This is a genomic window from Maribacter sp. HTCC2170 (genome assembly GCF_000153165.2).
Lineage (GTDB): Bacteria > Bacteroidota > Bacteroidia > Flavobacteriales > Flavobacteriaceae > Maribacter_A.
This window is the reverse complement of sequence record NC_014472.1, coordinates 2,476,053-2,493,553: the sequence shown is the minus strand read 5'-3', so window position 1 is coordinate 2,493,553 and position 17,501 is coordinate 2,476,053. Positions and strand designations below refer to the sequence as shown.

At 36.7% G+C, this 17,501-nt stretch carries 15 protein-coding genes; 8 read left to right on the top strand and 7 right to left on the bottom strand.

From position 1 onward, the window contains the following. Positions 1 to 10 precede the first annotated feature (10 nt). Positions 11 to 391: a RidA family protein gene (locus tag FB2170_RS10950; RefSeq protein WP_041632814.1), complete on the top strand. Its 381-nt coding sequence runs from the start codon at positions 11 to 13 to the stop codon at positions 389 to 391. Positions 392 to 394: 3 nt separating this feature from the next. On the opposite strand, the gene FB2170_RS10945 is transcribed toward FB2170_RS10950, so the two are convergent. The 4 genes from FB2170_RS10945 to FB2170_RS10930 all read right to left on the bottom strand — a co-directional run bounded on the left by FB2170_RS10945 (position 395) and on the right by FB2170_RS10930 (position 7,887). Continuing rightward, a complete protein-coding gene (locus tag FB2170_RS10945; RefSeq protein WP_013306621.1) occupies positions 395 to 1,246 on the bottom strand; it encodes a hypothetical protein in 852 nt (283 codons plus the stop codon). Between the two features lie 86 nt (positions 1,247 to 1,332). Continuing rightward, positions 1,333 to 2,334 carry a type I glyceraldehyde-3-phosphate dehydrogenase gene (gene gap, locus FB2170_RS10940; protein WP_013306620.1) on the bottom strand — a complete coding sequence of 334 codons (1,002 nt, stop codon included), beginning with the start codon at positions 2,332 to 2,334 and terminating at the stop codon, positions 1,333 to 1,335. A gap of 22 nt (positions 2,335 to 2,356) precedes the next feature. Continuing rightward, positions 2,357 to 3,343 (bottom strand): 6-phosphofructokinase, encoded by a 987-nt coding sequence (gene pfkA / locus FB2170_RS10935; RefSeq protein ID WP_013306619.1) that lies wholly within the window; start codon positions 3,341 to 3,343, stop codon positions 2,357 to 2,359. A gap of 161 nt (positions 3,344 to 3,504) precedes the next feature. Then, positions 3,505 to 7,887: a translocation/assembly module TamB domain-containing protein gene (locus FB2170_RS10930; protein ID WP_013306618.1), complete on the bottom strand. Its 4,383-nt coding sequence runs from the start codon at positions 7,885 to 7,887 to the stop codon at positions 3,505 to 3,507. A gap of 90 nt (positions 7,888 to 7,977) precedes the next feature. Between FB2170_RS10930 and tsaD the strand changes: the two genes are divergently transcribed. The 7 genes from tsaD (at position 7,978) to FB2170_RS10895 (ending at position 13,409) form a co-directional block, all read left to right on the top strand. Next, positions 7,978 to 9,039, top strand: a complete 1,062-nt coding sequence (gene tsaD / locus FB2170_RS10925) for a tRNA (adenosine(37)-N6)-threonylcarbamoyltransferase complex transferase subunit TsaD (protein WP_013306617.1) — start codon at positions 7,978 to 7,980, stop codon at positions 9,037 to 9,039. An 11-nt stretch (positions 9,040 to 9,050) separates the two neighbouring features. Beyond that, positions 9,051 to 9,395: a TfoX/Sxy family protein gene (locus FB2170_RS10920; protein ID WP_013306616.1), complete on the top strand. Its 345-nt coding sequence runs from the start codon at positions 9,051 to 9,053 to the stop codon at positions 9,393 to 9,395. Positions 9,396 to 9,414: 19 nt separating this feature from the next. Next, positions 9,415 to 10,122, top strand: a complete 708-nt coding sequence (locus FB2170_RS10915; protein WP_013306615.1) for a 16S rRNA (uracil(1498)-N(3))-methyltransferase — start codon at positions 9,415 to 9,417, stop codon at positions 10,120 to 10,122. Between the two features lie 20 nt (positions 10,123 to 10,142). Next, complete coding sequence (locus tag FB2170_RS10910; RefSeq protein ID WP_013306614.1) at positions 10,143 to 10,790, top strand: DUF4159 domain-containing protein; 648 nt, start codon at positions 10,143 to 10,145, stop codon at positions 10,788 to 10,790. A gap of 3 nt (positions 10,791 to 10,793) precedes the next feature. Then, positions 10,794 to 11,882: an AI-2E family transporter gene (locus tag FB2170_RS10905; RefSeq protein WP_013306613.1), complete on the top strand. Its 1,089-nt coding sequence runs from the start codon at positions 10,794 to 10,796 to the stop codon at positions 11,880 to 11,882. Between the two features lie 73 nt (positions 11,883 to 11,955). Beyond that, positions 11,956 to 13,080 (top strand): THUMP-like domain-containing protein, encoded by a 1,125-nt coding sequence (locus tag FB2170_RS10900; RefSeq protein WP_013306612.1) that lies wholly within the window; start codon positions 11,956 to 11,958, stop codon positions 13,078 to 13,080. 86 nt (positions 13,081 to 13,166) lie between these two features. Beyond that, a complete protein-coding gene (locus FB2170_RS10895) occupies positions 13,167 to 13,409 on the top strand; it encodes a hypothetical protein (protein WP_013306611.1) in 243 nt (80 codons plus the stop codon). 31 nt (positions 13,410 to 13,440) lie between these two features. Here FB2170_RS10895 and FB2170_RS10890 read toward each other — a convergent pair whose 3' ends face one another. The 3 genes from FB2170_RS10890 to FB2170_RS10880 all read right to left on the bottom strand — a co-directional run bounded on the left by FB2170_RS10890 (position 13,441) and on the right by FB2170_RS10880 (position 17,421). Then, positions 13,441 to 14,949 (bottom strand): sulfatase, encoded by a 1,509-nt coding sequence (locus FB2170_RS10890; protein ID WP_013306610.1) that lies wholly within the window; start codon positions 14,947 to 14,949, stop codon positions 13,441 to 13,443. Between the two features lie 6 nt (positions 14,950 to 14,955). Continuing rightward, a complete protein-coding gene (locus tag FB2170_RS10885) occupies positions 14,956 to 16,686 on the bottom strand; it encodes a glycoside hydrolase family 9 protein (RefSeq protein ID WP_013306609.1) in 1,731 nt (576 codons plus the stop codon). Between the two features lie 105 nt (positions 16,687 to 16,791). Further along, entirely contained in the window at positions 16,792 to 17,421 is a 630-nt protein-coding gene (locus tag FB2170_RS10880) for a prolyl oligopeptidase family serine peptidase (protein WP_237701129.1), read from the bottom strand. Positions 17,422 to 17,501: the final 80 nt, after the last annotated feature.

Sequence of the window (17,501 nt, the reverse complement as noted above, 5' to 3'; positions counted from 1 at the left end):
TAAAATCAAAATGAAAAAAATAATCGCTACCAAAAATGCTCCTGCACCTATCGGACCATACAATCAGGCAGTTCTTAGTGGAGAAACTTTGTATATTTCAGGTCAAATTCCCATAGATCCGGTTACCGGTAATCTCGTACAAGGGGATATTGCCAAGGAGACCAAGCAATCTATGGAAAATTTAAAGGCCATTCTTACCGAAGCGGAAATGACCTTTGAAAATGTTGTTAAGTCCTCAATTTTTATTAGCGACATGAATCAGTTCTCTAAAATAAATGCTGTGTATGCTACTTATTTTAATACTGAAACTGCGCCTGCTCGAGAAACTGTAGAAGTCGCTAATCTACCTAAATTCGTAAATGTTGAAATTTCGATGATCGCAGTCAAGTGATCTTTAAATGGTGTCTCTATGAAATTCCATTAAGCCTTCAATAGGTCTTTGACGTATAACACCTACTATTAAATCATTTCGCTTAAGCACTTCAACCAACTCATCTTTAAGATAGTGGGCGATACTACCCACAAAATTAATAGGCACCTTGGTTGCAAGTTCAAATTGCATAATGTAGTTATTCACGAATTGCTGAAAACCTTTGTCTATAACACCTTTACAATAAGGGTGATCTTTGTTTTCAATCAGAAATCTGGCAAAAGTTGCTAAATATGTATTTGGATTAGGTTGCTTATAAAGGTTTTCTTTGATTACGTCTGCCTCAAGATCATATTCCTTGGCGAACTTCATACCAAGAGCCTGAGGCATCTTGTGAAAGTAATAATCGCGTATCAACTTTCTTCCAAAAAAGTTCCCACTACCATCGTCCATTGGAATGTAACCAAGAGAAGTAACTTTTTGAAAAAGTTGATTACCATCATAATAACTGCAGTTAGAACCAGTACCCAAAATACATACGATTCCTTGACGACCAATCTTCGTTGTTGAATATATTGCAGCGTAAGTATCCTCTTTTACAATTGTTTTTGCATTAGGGAAAAAATCATTGAATATCTCCTTAAGGAAAATCTTCATGCGGTCAGTTCCGCAACCAGCTCCGTAGAAATATAGATTGGTAACCTTGCCCTGGTTTTTTGAAAGCTCAAAGTTATTGGCTAACCTATCTTCAATGACAGGTCGAGTCAACACTTCCGGGCTTAATCCCAGAGTCTGCGTCATAAACAGTTGCTTTCCTTTGCTATCCAGTGCTATCCAGTCAGATTTTGTAGCACCACTATCAACAATTAATATCATAATCAATATTTAAAAAAACAATCCTGAAAACTAGGTAGCTTTAGACCAATAATTTTCAGGATTGCTTAAAATAATTAAGCTTAGTTTTATAGGCTATTCACATAAAGAGCCAAATCTATCAATTTGTTAGAGTAACCAGCCTCATTGTCATACCAAGATACAACTTTGAAGAATTTAGAATTCAATTCAATACCCGCACCGGCATCAAAAATACTTGTTCTGGCATCACCTATAAAATCCTGTGACACAACAGCCTCATCAGTATAACCCAAAATACCACTTAATTCATTGTCTGCAGCAGATTTAAAGGCTTTCTTGATATCGTCATATGAAGTTTCTTTTTCTAATCGAACCGTAAGGTCAACTACAGACACATCAGCGGTTGGAACCCTAAAGGCCATACCTGTTAGTTTACCTTCTAAAGACGGGATTACTTTAGTCACTGCCTTAGCAGCTCCTGTTGAAGCTGGAATAATATTCAACATAGCACTTCTACCACCTCTCCAATCTTTTCTAGAAGGACCATCAACTGTCATTTGTGTTGCCGTTGTAGCATGGACCGTTGTCATTAAAGCCTCTTCGATTCCGAAATTGTCATTTAAGACTTTGGCCATTGGAGCTAAACAGTTTGTAGTACAAGAAGCGTTTGAAACAATTGTGTCAGATGCTTTAGCTTCTTTATGGTTAACGCCCATAACAAACATAGGTGCATCTTTAGAAGGTGCAGAGATAACCACTTTTTTGGCTCCTCCGTCAATGTGATATTGTGCAGTTTCCAAAGTTGTGAAAATACCTGTACACTCCGCAACGATTTCCGCTCCAACAGCATCCCATTTAATATCTTTTGGATCTCTTTCTGCCGTAATTCTTACAGTATCGCCATTTACCACCAAGTGCCCATCTTTTACTTCAACAGTTCCGTCAAACTTGCCGTGTACTGAATCGTACTCCAACAAATAAGCCAAATGTTCAACATCCAACAAATCGTTGATAGCTACAACCTCAACGTTTTCATTTTTGGCCGCAATACGGAAAACTAATCTACCAATTCGTCCAAATCCGTTAATTCCTATTTTTAATTTTGACATTTTTTCCTTTTTTATGATTAAATTAAATTGTCATTATATCTGAAACTCTAATAAGTTCTTTATCAATTTTTGTATGCCCTTTAATAGCTTTGTTAATAGCTGTCAGTGTAAGCTTATTATCTTGTACACCTACCATTAAATTGGTCTTTCCTTCGAGCAATGCCTCAACCGCCTTTACACCCATTCTGCTTGCCAACACCCTATCATAGCAAGAAGGTGCTCCTCCTCTTTGCATATGTCCAAGAACGGAAACGCGAACATCATATACTGGAAAGTGCTCTTCAACATAATCCTTGAGTTCAAAAATATTTTTACCTGTTTTATCTCCTTCAGCGACTATTACAATACTGGAAGATTTGCCAGATTCTTTACTTCTTTTCAATGATTCAATCAAACGTTCCAGCCCAAGGTTTTCTTCAGGAATCAATATTTCCTCTGCTCCTGCACCAACTCCAGCGTTGAGTGCAATATGACCCACATCACGGCCCATAACCTCAACAAAGAACAATCTATTATGGGAACTTGCTGTGTCCCTGATTTTATCAATAGCTTCAACTACTGTATTCAAGGCGGTATCAAAGCCTAAAGTAAATGTTGTTCCAAAAATATCATTGTCAATTGTACCAGGAATACCAATAACAGGAAAGTTGAATTCTTGATTAAAAATCATTGCCCCGGTAAAACTTCCATCTCCACCAATCACAACAAAAGCATCAATTCCTTCAGCACATAATTGTTCATAAGCCCTTTGCCTGCCCTCTTTCGTTCTAAATTCTTGACATCTTGCAGATTTAAGGATGGTACCGCCCTTATTGATGATATTATTTACACTTCTAGCATCCATTGGCTTAAAATCGCCATCTATCATTCCTTGATACCCTCTATAAATACCAACACAGTCAATATTCAAGTAAGCACATGTTCGTACAACTGAACGAATAGCGGCATTCATTCCTGGAGAGTCGCCCCCCGATGTAAACACACCAATCTTTTTTATCTTGCTATTCATGTAAAAATTTAAGCAAGCAAAATTAACAAACTTATTTCAATAAAAGAACTCCTAAAGTCCTTAATTTCATTGGTCAAAGCCGACTAAAACGTTTTCGTTGATAAATAAATCAGATGTAGTTTTAAATAGCACAATTAGAACATCGAATGTGCTAAAAAAGATTAAAGTCCTTTCGATTTTTGATGAAAGATCAACAAGCTATCTTTTCCCATTACCTCGTTGGAAAATGATTTATCTTTTTTTTGTTTGTTCTTTCGCTTTTTATTGCCAAACATTTTCCGCATCAACTCCCTAAAACTATTGAAATCGACTTCGTAAGACAATCCCGCCCCTTGGGTATACCCCTGTCGGCCTAATAAAAACTCTTGAATCTCACTTTCCCGATTAAAGAATTTAGCGCTTAATGTACCCTCTTCATTGAGCAGTACTTGTAACTCAAAGTCACCCGCAACAACAGTTTCTGTAGCTCCGCCTACAGGAACACCAACCTTGCCGTTCAAAAGAATCCTATCACTTATTTGAGTAGATACCGTTACACCAATCCTATTCTCAGTTTCAATACTTGTATTCCTATCTTGTATCCCTTGTTCATACGAAAGGCCCAAATTAAACTTATCATTGCCACCACTTAGAACTTGATTTAAGAGTCCAGATGCGGATTGAATCAGATTCCCAGTAACCGCTTGAGAATTAATTCCGCTATCATTATTAACAAATGAACCTTGAGCCAATAGAAAAAAGGCATTCTTTTCCTCTACTTGAGGATCTTGCAGACTATATTCCAGTTCTGATTGGATAATGGAGCTTGTCCCAGGGAATTCTATACTGAAATCAATCTCAGGGCTTTGCAATTCATCAGTTAATTGAATAACCACATCAGTAGGAATTCTACGGGTATAGCCAGGATTATCAAGCAAAGGTGCTGGATTTGCATTCAAGGAGTAGACCGCTTCCATATTCAACTCAGCCTCCAAAGGTCCCCCATCCCATACAAGGTTACCTCCGGGTTCAACTTTGAACGTCTTGTTTATTACTCCACCAAATCTGTAATTATACTCCCCGGTAACTACCACAAATTCGCCATACATCTCAAACCTGTCTTTCGTATTAATTCTCATTAACAATGTACCTTCCCCTGTGCCTTTTAAAGAGCTTCCTGTTTTTTGGTCGGTCACGATTTCCACTTCTGCATCTGGAGTAATATCTAAATCAAACTCCATTTCCAAGCCTTCTATATCGTCTAGAACACGTTGTAACCTTTCCTCCTCTGTTTCGTCTTTTTCTATAAATTTAATAAAGGAATAATCTCCAACTGTCGCTACATCGCTAAGCGGAATTTTTAGTGAAGTGCCACGAGCTGTGGAGCCGTCAACTTTAATGGTCAATGCTTTTGTTGGTCCAAAAATCCTTCCAGTTCCATTCAAAAATCCCGTCCCATAATATAAAACCTCTTCCTCGAATGGTGTATCCAAAATCAAAAGACGGTTGTCATTGGTATCAACATTTAAATCAAGAACCCAATCCTTAAAAAAACTGTGGGTGATGGTACCGTCCAAAGTTGCCCTTGTGTTTTCGCTAATATCCGTTATTCCGATTCGCTCAAAATTAAAAGACTGGTCTAACAATCTCACCCTTGAATTTTGTGCAAAACCATAATCCACATTGAGATATGGAATGGCTATACCAGCATTATTCAATCTCAACAAACCGCTAAAATTAGGGTTATTGATATCTCCTTCAAAACGTGCGGTACCACTTAAACCGCCACGAATATTCGTAATCACTCCTTCACCCAAAGGATTAAATGGCTCTAATCTAAACTCATTAAAATTAACAGATAGGTCCGCTTGAGGCAACTCTGTTTTGTTTGTGATATTTCCGAAAATACCCAGTCTATCAACCCCATTGTCAGTGATTTGAGAATTGACGCTGAATTCTGTAAGATCACTATTTCCCCATATACCAATGGCCAAATCACCTAGACGCATTCCGTTAACCGAAAAATCGGTTATTCCCAAGTTTGACGAAGGTAAATACACTTCATCTCTTTGTAATATATTGAGTGTACCGTTAACCTCCCCTTCGAGTTTTAAACTATCAATTGCGGGTGTAATTTTGTCCAATGAAACTATCTTGAACTGAAGCTCAAGGTCTTTATAAGTTGAATCTGCCAATTGTCCACGCAAACGAATCTGCTCATGTTGACTATTGTTCATAACAATCTCCTCAATCAATATACTATCAAGGGTTTTATTGATGATTACTTTGTTCTTTCGGTTACCTTCCCTATTTAAAATCCAAATATTATCCTTAAAACTAATATCAGATTTTTTTAGGCCGATTACCGACTTGTTCTGCTTGTTGAAAGTGTGATAAAAATTGAGGTTGTAACTATCATCATATTCACTTCCTCCCTTAAACTCTGCCCGAAAGAACAATGTATCTTTCAAGGTTGTGTTTATGAGGTTAAAATCCTTTACATCATAATAATTGGTTGAAAGATCCCCAACCGATACGTACGTATTGTAAAGAGGGTTTTTATTGTCAATCTTAACATCAATATTATCCGCCTCGTTACCATAGGCTTCAATACTAGGTGACTTAAAGGTTAATTTAAAATCTCCGCTATCGGCAATAATATTCCCCCTTATAAAGGTATTAGGGTCAAATCTAACTTCGGGAAAAAAGACATCTACAATCTTATTATAAATTTTAAAATTAAATGCAAGTGTCTGCCCACCAGATATCTCAAAAGGTTTATAGTTGGTATAAATACTACCCAAAGAATTCTGAACAAGTTTCCCCAGCTCTTTAACCCTAAAATCACCCTTCATATAACCAGTAATAATATCGGGTGAATTTATCTCTATACTTCTGATAGTATCATTGTCAAAAGACGAGGAAATCTTAAAATCTTCAAAATAATAAGTGTCGTTCTTATTTTGGAAATTGGTTTTGGTAAAGTTTACCTCCCCGATAATGTTGTCCAAAGAATTTCCTGAGATATCAATATTAACGTTACCCTTAAATATAGAAACACTGTCATTAATGAAATTCAATTTCTTTAAATCGGCATAATCTACCTTGGCAATGAAATTGAAGTTATTTTGGTCTTCCCCAAAATCTGCCAATCCCTTGAAATTGAATTTTATATTTTCATCATTACTGAAGATTGAACCATCGAATAATTGTTCCTTGAGAATACCAGAAACCTTTAGGTTTTTGTAATTGTAATTATTGAAGTTTACTGAATATACCTCACCTATTACCTCTGTATTAAGGTTTTCTTTCACAAACCCCTTCCCTTCTACATTAAAATCCAAGGTCGTCTTGCCCAAACTTTTCTCGTCCACAAAACTACCAAGGTCAAAATCTATCAACGAAACGAAACCATTATACTCGGCATCGTCTATATTATTAAAATTTGTAAGCTCCAAATCTGCGTAGCTACTACCAACTGCAGTATTCAAATTCATTTTAGTATTAACTGAACTTTCCGTGACGGTCGATGTGCCCCTGATTGTAAACTGCCCTAATTTTCTAAATGACGATGGCAATGAGTTACCCAAAATATTGGGCATTAAGGACCGCAACTCATAATAGCTACTTGTTACATTCTTCATATTAGCCTCCATCACAAAGGGAGCTCCCTTTGAGAATAGATTCTTAAAATTAAAATCACCTCTTATACCCGTATTATCAGACAATAAAAAGAGGTCCTCAGTGTTTAGGTCATTTAGAACTCCCGTAACTTTTGTCGAAAATTCCACCTTTTTTCCGCTTCCGAATTGATCATAGAGCAGGTTAACCTCATCCAAGGCAACAGATGACTCTGTAAAATCAGCCGTTATTTGAACTTTATCTAAAAACTGTTTAAAATCCTTACGGTCATAATCAAAGACAAGATTTCCTTTCAAATTGGATTGAGGGGTTTTAATACTCAAAGTATCAAAACGCATTTGTTGCTTTGTATATTTAAACTGTGCTATAAGCTCTGTGACCTCAATATTACGCTTATCCTTAAATGACATCGCTTTAATGGCTGTAGAAACCTCAGGCCCCAATATCAGGAAATCCTTAGCACTTATTCTTAAATCCTTAAAATTAAGTGTCTCCACATTTTCTTTATTTTCATCAATCAACTTGAAATCACTTTTAGCGATTTCAACATCAGAAGAAGAAAAAAAGAAAGGTAGTGTTCCTGGTTTTCGGGGTTTGCCATCATCTAGCTTATCTATAAAAACCTCAAGATTTGTAGTTGTTGTGTCTTTATAGGTTTTTAGTTTAAAGTTGAGTTTGTCAATATCTATATGCCCAAACTCAAGCTTGCCTTTGGTCAAATTTCTAACACTTTGTATCGAGGTACTTAACTCATCAATATAGAACAAAGTATCTTTCCGATAATCCTCTACGTATACACCCTTTAGAGCAGTGTCCCACGTAATCAATGAAACTCGTATTCCATCAATATTTATATTGGTTCCAAATTCTTCATTAATCGAATTGGTCGCATATTTTGCAAAGCGTGTTTGCACAAAGGGCATTGAGAGGACAATAGTACCTAGAACGCAAATAAGCAGCACTACCAAAAGTATTCTAACCAGTATTTTTCTTAGTTTTCTGATAGGGCTTTTATGTTTTACCTTTGTACTCCAATTTTTATTCCAAACCTAGTGGAAAAAGAAACAATTTATATTCTTGCGATCGAATCATCATGTGATGATACTTCTGCTGCCGTTTTGCACAATGACAAAGTCATTAGTAATGTGGTTGCAACTCAAAAAATTCATGAGGAATATGGGGGAGTTGTACCCGAACTTGCCTCGAGGGCGCATCAGCAAAATATTGTACCTGTCGTGCACCAAGCTTTATTGAAAGCAAATATCGACAAAAAACAGTTATCAGCCATAGCTTTTACAAGAGGACCTGGACTCATGGGTTCGCTGTTGGTAGGTACCTCGTTCGCCAAATCTTTGGCATTAGGTCTGCACATACCCCTAATTGAGGTTAACCATATGCAAGCCCATATTCTTGCGCACTATATCGATGAGGAAACTAGCAACAAACCGGAGTTCCCTTTTTTAGCAATGACCATTAGTGGAGGTCACACGCAAATTGTTAAAGTCAATGATTATTTTGATATGGAAATCCTTGGTGAAACTTTGGACGATGCAGTTGGTGAGGCTTTTGACAAAAGTGCCAAAATTCTTGGACTTCCATATCCCGGTGGTCCTTTAGTAGATAAACATGCTAAACTTGGGGACCCAAAAAGGTTTCCTTTTCCTAAACCAAAGGTTGGTGAACTGGATTTTAGTTTCAGCGGATTGAAAACCAGTATTCTCTATTTTATCCAAAGAGAGACAAAGAAGAATCCAAAGTTCGTTGAAGAGAACCTTGATGATATTTGCGCATCAATTCAATACACAATCACCAATATTTTGATGGATAAACTTAAAAAAGCAGTGAAAGAAACTGGAATTAATCGCATTGCCATCGGGGGCGGGGTTTCGGCAAATTCAGGAATAAGAAATGTTTTGAAAAACGCAGAAAAGAATTACGGCTGGTCTACTTATATTCCTAAATTTGAGTATTGTACAGACAATGCTGCTATGATTGGCATTGTCGGCTATTATAAATTCAAAAAGAAAATGTTCGCTACCCAGGAGATTACTGCAAAAGCCAGGTACGTAATTTAAAAAAATAGATTATGGCGTATGATGAAGATTTAGAAAAACGTTTGGATGCCGCGTTGAATGTTTTCCAAAAAAGCATTTCTAATTATCTATCCAAAAAGAAAATGTTTGGCGGACTCGCCATTATGTATAAAGGAAAAATGACCGTTGGAATTGTGAAGAACGATTTAATGGTACGTGTAGTTGAAGGTAAGATGAAAGATATTTTGAAAATGGATTCAGTAAGACCAATGGATTTCACTAATCGACCTTTGAAAGAATTTATATACGTTTCTTCAGATGGGTTTAAGACCGAAGAAGAACTTCAAAACTGGATTGAATTAGGAATTGAACACGCCCAAAATAAATTAAAACAGTAAACCACAGTAATACTCGTTTATGCAATTATTCTATAACCCAAGATTGGACAATAGTGCCTCTCAATTTGTTTTTAGTCCAGAGGAGAGCAATCACATTATTAAAGTTTTACGAAAAAAAGAAGATGACATATTATTGATCACCAATGGCAAAGGGTATATGTTTGAAGCTAAAATAATTTTAGCCAACGCTAAGAAATGTAAGGCCCAAATTACATCAACAACAAAGAAACACAGAAAAATGTACTGGTTTCACTTAGTGGTTGCCCCTACTAAAAGCAATGACCGTTTTGAATGGTTTTTGGAAAAAGCAACTGAGATTGGTGTAGACGAGATTACTCCAATAATCTGCGATAATTCTGAACGCAAGATTATAAAGCCAGAGCGCATGGAAAAAGTGTTACAATCAGCCATGAAGCAATCTCTACAGGCTTACCTACCTAAACTAAACCCAGCGGTGAGTTATAAAGAATTCATGGGTAACTCCAGAGAGGGGCTGCTTTTCATTGCACATTGCGATGAAGAAGAAAAGCTAGAACTCAAAAGAAGGGTCGCTCCAGACAAAGATGTGACGGTTTTGATTGGTCCTGAAGGGGATTTTTCAAGAAAAGAAATAGAAAGCGCATATGAGAATGGATATTTGCCAGTTTCTTTAGGACGAAATAGATTACGAACTGAAACAGCAGCAATAGTTGCTTGTACCACAGTAAACCTAATTAACAACGGATAATCGTTTTATTGATCACTCTTATGAGATATTCAAAACTCCTTGTCTTATTGTTTATCGCGTTTTCAAATTCTGTAAATAGTCAGGAAATAGCTATTTTAAAATATAAAGGAGGCGGAGATTGGTATGCGAACCCAACGGCCCTCACTAACCTTATTCGCTTTTGCAATGCAAATATTGGGACAAAGATAAATGAGCAACCTCAAACCGTGGAAGTAGGTGACATCAGCATCTTTCAGTACCCTTTTCTCCATATGACCGGACATGGTAACGTTGTATTTTCCGAGGATGAGGCAGACAATCTCAGGGTTTATTTATTATCAGGAGGTTTTCTTCATATTGATGATAATTATGGCATGGAGCCTTATTTAAGAAAGGAGCTTTCAAAAGTTTTCCCAAATATTGAATTAGAGGAAATTGGCGCGGATCACCCTATCTTTTCCCAGAACTATAAGTTTCCAGAGGGTTTGCCTAAAATTCATGAACATGAAGGTAAACGGCCCCAAGCATTGGGCATAATTCACGAAGGTCGACTATTACTCCTCTTTACCTTCGAATCAGATTTAGGAGACGGTTGGGAAGACCCTTCTGTTCATAATGACCCAGAAGCCATTCGAACAAAAGCTTTACAAATGGGGGCAAATATTATATCTTATGCCTTTAAAAATTGACCAATGAACTCTAAAACAATTTCAGAAGGTATTTTAAGAGCTATCGCCATTCTCGTTGGCATTGCCCTATTACTGCTGTTTTTATATAAAATTCAGTCAGTATTGGCTTATTTGGCGATTGCAGCAGTAGCTTCGCTCTTAGGCAGGCCCATAGTCCTATTTTTACGAAGAAGACTTAAATTCAACAATACCATAGCTGTAATCGCAACAATGATTCTGCTTATTGGTATTATCGCAGGAATAATTGCGCTTTTCATTCCGCTTTTAGTTTCGCAGGGCCAAAACCTATCACTTCTAAATATTGATGCCCTACAGGCGAATGTCGAAAATCTTTATCGCCAGGTTACCGAGTACTTTAGTCTAAGTTCTATGGAGATTGAGCAAGGGATAAAAGGCTCCGAAATCTTTGCAAATTTGGATTTTGGTTTTATTCCTAACTTCCTCAATTCTTTTGTTGGCGTTTTGGGTAGCTTGAGCATAGGTTTGTTTTCAGTACTTTTCATCGCTTTTTTCTTCTTAAAAGACAGCAAACTTTTCGAAGAAGGCCTTTTGGTGTTCATTCCAGACAACAAGGAGAGTCGCCTAAAGAAATCTATAAATACTATAAAAGACCTACTCTCAAGATACTTTCTAGGTTTGGTCTTGCAAATCTTAATTTTGTTCATCATATACTCTACTGTACTTTTTATTTTTGGTATCGAAAATGCGATTGTAATCGCCTTCTTATGCGCCCTTCTAAATTTGATTCCGTACGTGGGACCTATCATTGGAGGAGTACTCATGATGACATTGACAATGACGAGTAATTTAGGGTATGATTTTAGCACGGTAATATTGCCAAAAACCATCTATGTTATGATTGGATTCGTCATAGGTCAATTGGTTGATAATTTCTTTTCCCAACCGTTTATTTTTTCCAATAGTGTTAAATCCCATCCATTGGAAATCTTTCTGGTAATCATCATTGGCGGACTTCTTTTTGGCATCACAGGAATGATTATTGCCGTACCCGGATATACTGCAATAAAGGTAATATTGAAAGAATTTTTGGCCGATAATAAGATTGTAAAATCATTAACCAAGAATTTATAGAAATACTTTGAATAAATACATATTAAATACTGGTGTACAGGATTTTATAACAAAACATTTAAATACTGACATCATGTCAGTATTGTTCAAAAAACCAATATTTGAACATGTTACTCAAAAAGAACTGACCGAGCAGATTGAAGCCAAATTAAAGTCCCAAAAAAAACTACCCACTTGGTTCAATAACAAAAACATTTACTACCCAAACAAGCTAAATATTGAGCAATGCTCTTCGGAGATTACGGCCGAATACAAATCGAGAATTATCAAGGGCAAATCGCTTGTGGATCTTACTGGAGGGTTTGGTGTTGATTCTTATTTTTTCAGTAAAAAAATTGAGCAGGTTTTTCATTGCGAAATCAACAGGAATCTATCTGAAATAGTGACTCACAATTATGCTATTTTAGGTGTAGAAAACATATTAACAAAAACAGCTAACGGGATTGATTTTCTAGAGCAATCAAATGCCTCTTTTGAATGGATTTATCTAGACCCTTCTCGAAGGTCAGAAAGCAAAGGAAAGGTATTTCTTTTGTCCGATTGCACCCCCAATATTATTGAACACCTTCCGCTTTGTTTTGAAAAATCTAAAAACATATTGATCAAAACATCTCCCCTTTTAGACATCTCAAACGGACTAAAACAGCTCAAGAATGTCAAAGAAGTGCACATTGTGGCTTTGAACAATGAGGTTAAAGAACTGCTTTGGGTGCTACAACATGATTATTTAGGCGAGGTTAGAATTCACACAATCAATCTAAAAAAAGAATTGGAAGAAAGGTATGATTTCAATTGGTCAGAAGAAAAGAATACTTCACTGTCTACAGAAAAACCCCTGAATTATCTATACGAGCCAAATGTCGCTATCCTAAAATCAGGAGCGTTCAAGTTGCTTTCAAATGATTTCAAAATAAGCAAACTCCATGAACACTCTCACTTATATACATCAAATAAACTGATCCAGTTCCCAGGAAGAACATTTAAAATTCTAGAGATACTTAAGTACCACAAAAAGAACTTAAGGGGTTTTTCCGGAGCTAAGGCCAATATCACATGTAGAAACTTCCCTGAAAGTGTAGCCCAGATAAGACGAAAATCAAAAATTAAAGATGGGGGAGATTCTTTTTTGTTTTTCACAAAGGATTACAAAGAAAGTAAGATTGTCATTGTATGCAAAAAACAAAAACAAGATTCCTAACAATTTAAAGGGCTTAGCCCCTCACTGGAGTAAGATTTTTCTATAACACTCCGTTTACCCTGTTAGATTTTAACCTATTTGCTATTTTGGATGTAGATGTAGTAGAAAACCTTTATAGTTCAGAGGTTGAAACTCCTCGAAACGATGCTTCTAACGGTCTTTTCTTAAAAGGAAAAGGCGATGGGACCTTTAAGCCTATTCGAGCTTTAGAAAGTGGTTTCTATGCTCCGGGTGATGTAAAGGACATGTCCAAAATTTCAATTAATGGACAAGATCATCTATTGGTCACCAAAAACAGTAATTATCTGCAATTGATACAGGTTAATTAGTAGTAAAGAATTTTACGACATTGATTTGCTATTAATGCTCATTTTTGTGCTTGTAATCTCCAAAACGGTATTTGACCGTTCTTTTTAACGGAATATTCATACCATTAGTTTCCTGCATCCAATCATAGATGGCTGTAGACATTGATTTTGCAATATCTTGCTTGTCTGGATCCGCAATGAGGTTGTACATTTCATCGGGGTCATTTTTAAGATCGTAAAGTTCATTCCGATCCCAAATACCGTGATATTTTATGTATTTGTATTGATCTGTTCGCATGCCAAAAACGGTGGGCGTCATTGGAAAATCATACTCCCAGTAGTATTCATAAAAAACCTCTTTACGAATTTTCATGTTATCCTCGCCTGTTAAAATAGGAGTAAATGAAACACCCGGCATATTCTTTGGCTTTTCAATACCCGCTTCGGCCAAAATAGTTGGTGCAATATCAATGTTTTGAACCATTTGAGCAGGAGTACCTCCACCATCAAACAATTCTGGACATCTCACTAATAAAGGCACTTTTACCGATTCTTCATAAAAATGTCGTTTATCTATCAACCCATGTTCACCCCAACTAAACCCATTGTCACCCATGTAAATTACCATTGTGGACTCATCCAGGCCTTCCTTCTTTAAATAATCCATGATGGCTCCCACACTCTCATCAACTCCTAAAAGTGTTTCGCAATAATCAACAACCATTTCATGAATATCCCTGTTATCATGGTACATATAATCCACTCCATGCCAACTAATGCGCTGGTCAGCAACCCATTGTGGCCATTTTAAATCTCTATATGCCCCCGTTTTCGTTTGGTCATAAGTTGCGGGCAATGCAATACGTTTACCTTTATACTTTCCTTTATGTCTGCGTGCAGGTTTAAAGCCGGCATGAACTGCTTTATGGGATAAGTAAGCAAAAAATGGCTTGTCCTTATCTCTTTTTTTTAACCAATCAATTGTATGCTCCGTAAGTAAATCTGTAATATAAGTGGAATCCTTATAAGAAACCCTTTCCCCATTGATATTCAAAGTTGGATTGTAATAGACCCCTTGACCGGGAAAACTTTCCCAATGGGTAAAACCGGGTTGCGGTTCATCACCATGACTTCCCATATGCCATTTACCAAAAAAACCTGTTTGATAGCCTGATTTTTCCAAATATTCAGGAAAATAGGTCAAATCACCTGGGTCTGGAGCTTGATTATCCACTATGGTATGTGAATGTGAATATTGACCAGTTAAGATAGATGCCCTACTAGGTGAACAAAGTGATGTTGTTACAAATGTATTGGGCAAATAAGCTCCCTCTTGAGCCAATTTATCCATGTTAGGTGTTTCTAACCAAGGAACTTTGCCGGTAAACCCCATATAATCGTACCTATGGTCATCAGTTAGTATAAAAATGACATTCCTAGGTTTCTTTTTTTTAGGATTAACTGGGTCTTCATTATTTTCTGATGAAGCCTTAATTACACCTGAAAAACCAAATATCAGAAATGAAATAAAAAACAACTTAACTCTTACTGAACTTACCATTACTTCTTATTTTGATTCATTTTCCAAAAACCCAAGTATATAGGACAATGGAGAATTCCAATTAATACAAATCTCATTACTCGCATAACTGGGTTCTTGATCAACCCAACTTTTCATTGGCGGTGCATTTTCAGGATAAACAACTCCGTCTGCCACATCTTGCTTACCAAAATTTGGACCACCCGCTATTAACCCTGGTATTGGCTCGTCTATACCGTCTGCTTCACTTTGCCTATGATGAATAAACATGGGCGTTTTATGACCATACCCCGTTACAAAACTAAAACCTGTTGCATTCGCTCCCAAAACATAATCCGCTGCTTGTTGTACGGCAATTAAATAATCTGGTTTGGGGTTCAACCTATATGCATTCGCGATAATTATAGCAGCATTCAAGACATCACTATTTGACCCCCATTGAAAATCATCAAGTGGTTGAAAATACGCCAAAGAATTACTTCGTTCCACGAGTTTATCTGCTTCCAATATAATTCCTTTTTTAAGGCTTTCAAAAATCTGAGATGATAAGGTTTCCTTATTGTCCAATAGCGCGAACATTCCCATAAATCGCATGAATTTAGTCCAGTTATCACCTGGTACAAATTCAAAATTAAAATCGCTTTCAGTTAGCTTTTTTAAATATTCATTCTCTCCTGTTGAAATATAAAGTTCAGCATTTGCCCAAAACCATTCATCGAGAAAATCTTTGTCCCCATATTGCCCTGTGGATACAATTTCAGGGTTTAAATATTCCACATCCGGATTTTCTAAAGCCCATGCATATGCTCTCTTCGAGGCTTCTAAACACTTATGGGCATAATTAGCGTCAATCTCCTTAAAAACCCTATAGGCTTTTGCCGCACAAGCAGAGAAATCAAGGGAAGCTGCGGTGCCTTTCCCAACAACATAACGTTTTGCAGTTGCCTCATGTGGCATCACCATTCCCTGAAAGTTCAATGCGGTTAATTTATGAAAGAGGCCTCCATCATCATCCTGCATGGTCAATAACCAATCCATCTCATATTTGAGTTCATCCAAATAGTCACTTGTACCGTTTCCACTCTCTGGAATATTTAGACTATTATCTTTTAAAGTATTTGGGTATTGTTCATGAAAAGACAAAAATTGCCCCAAAGGAAAGCTACCATTAACTACATATTTGTTATAGTCTCCTGCATCATACCAACCTCCTGGAGAATTTAAAAAACCTTCATTCCTGCCGCTTGAAGGATGATAAGAAACATTATCATCAGGATGTGCCATTGGTCTATGCCATTTACCTGCAAATTCCTCCTCTAAAGGGGTGCTCATTCTTTGATAATACATTGCTTTCACCGAACCTAAAAAAACTTGGTCAAGCACATTATTTCTTATTTCGAAAGGATAGGAATAACCTAAACAATCTATATACAAAATGTATTTACCTGTCTTGGTTAAGTCACTAAAATTTGCTATTTGCACTTTCTCCCCTGAAAGCTCCCATGAAATTTGCTCTGATAATTTTCCTTCAAAAACAGAATACATCGTTTTCCTATCCACTATACTAAAATCAGTTGCTCCTTTTACCTCAACAATAACTGCTTTTTTAACTGCATTAGGGTAATAACCAATTTGGTTTAATCTAATCTGATCTGAGTATTCATTATCATCTGGAGGAAACTGCTTGCCAGCACAACCTATACACAGCCCAATTATCAATAGGGTCAACAACCCAACACCAAGCACTTTATTTCTCATTGCAGCTAATTTTTTAATACCAATAAAATTAAAAATAAAAAGTAGCAGTGATCTACACTAAATTGTCATTAGACTATGAAAAACATACATCTTATAACTCATCTCTTATTGTTGTTTTTGCTTCATAAACCAAGTATACAACTCTTCCGTATCATAGGCATTCTCCCATGAATTATGGCCTACTCCCTCATAAATCGTAAACTCCACCTTGTATCCCATATGTCTTAACTTATCTACCATGTTAGTAGATTCAGAAATGGGAATTACCTTATCCTGATCCCCATGAAAGACCCATATTGGCAATTTTTTATTAATCCAGTTAGCATAAGGTAATGGCGCCATACCGCAAACAACGGCCATAGCGGCAAATTTACTTGGGTACTGTACGGCCATTTCCCAAACTGCGCCCCCTCCCCTGCTCAATCCTGTCAAATAAATTCTTTTAACATCAACACGATTATGGGCCACAACAGAGTCCAATAATTGTATGACTGCTCTTGTATTCCACCACTTCTTCTTATGAGGGTTTTGAGGGGCCAATATTAAAAATGGAAAATCTTTACCGTCTTTAATAAGTTTTGGTGGGCCATTTTTATTCATCATATCCAAGCTTTCACCTGATTCACCTCCCCCATGAAGAAACAATAGCAGTGGAAACTTCTCTTGATTCTTTTTTTCATAATCTTCAGGAAAGTACAGGTAATAATTAAAGGTCTCGGAAACCTTTGTTTCCAATTTGCCCTCTATTAGTATTGGTTCTTTTTGAGCCAAACACTCATTGAGACCAACTAAACAAAATACGAGTAATAAGCTCC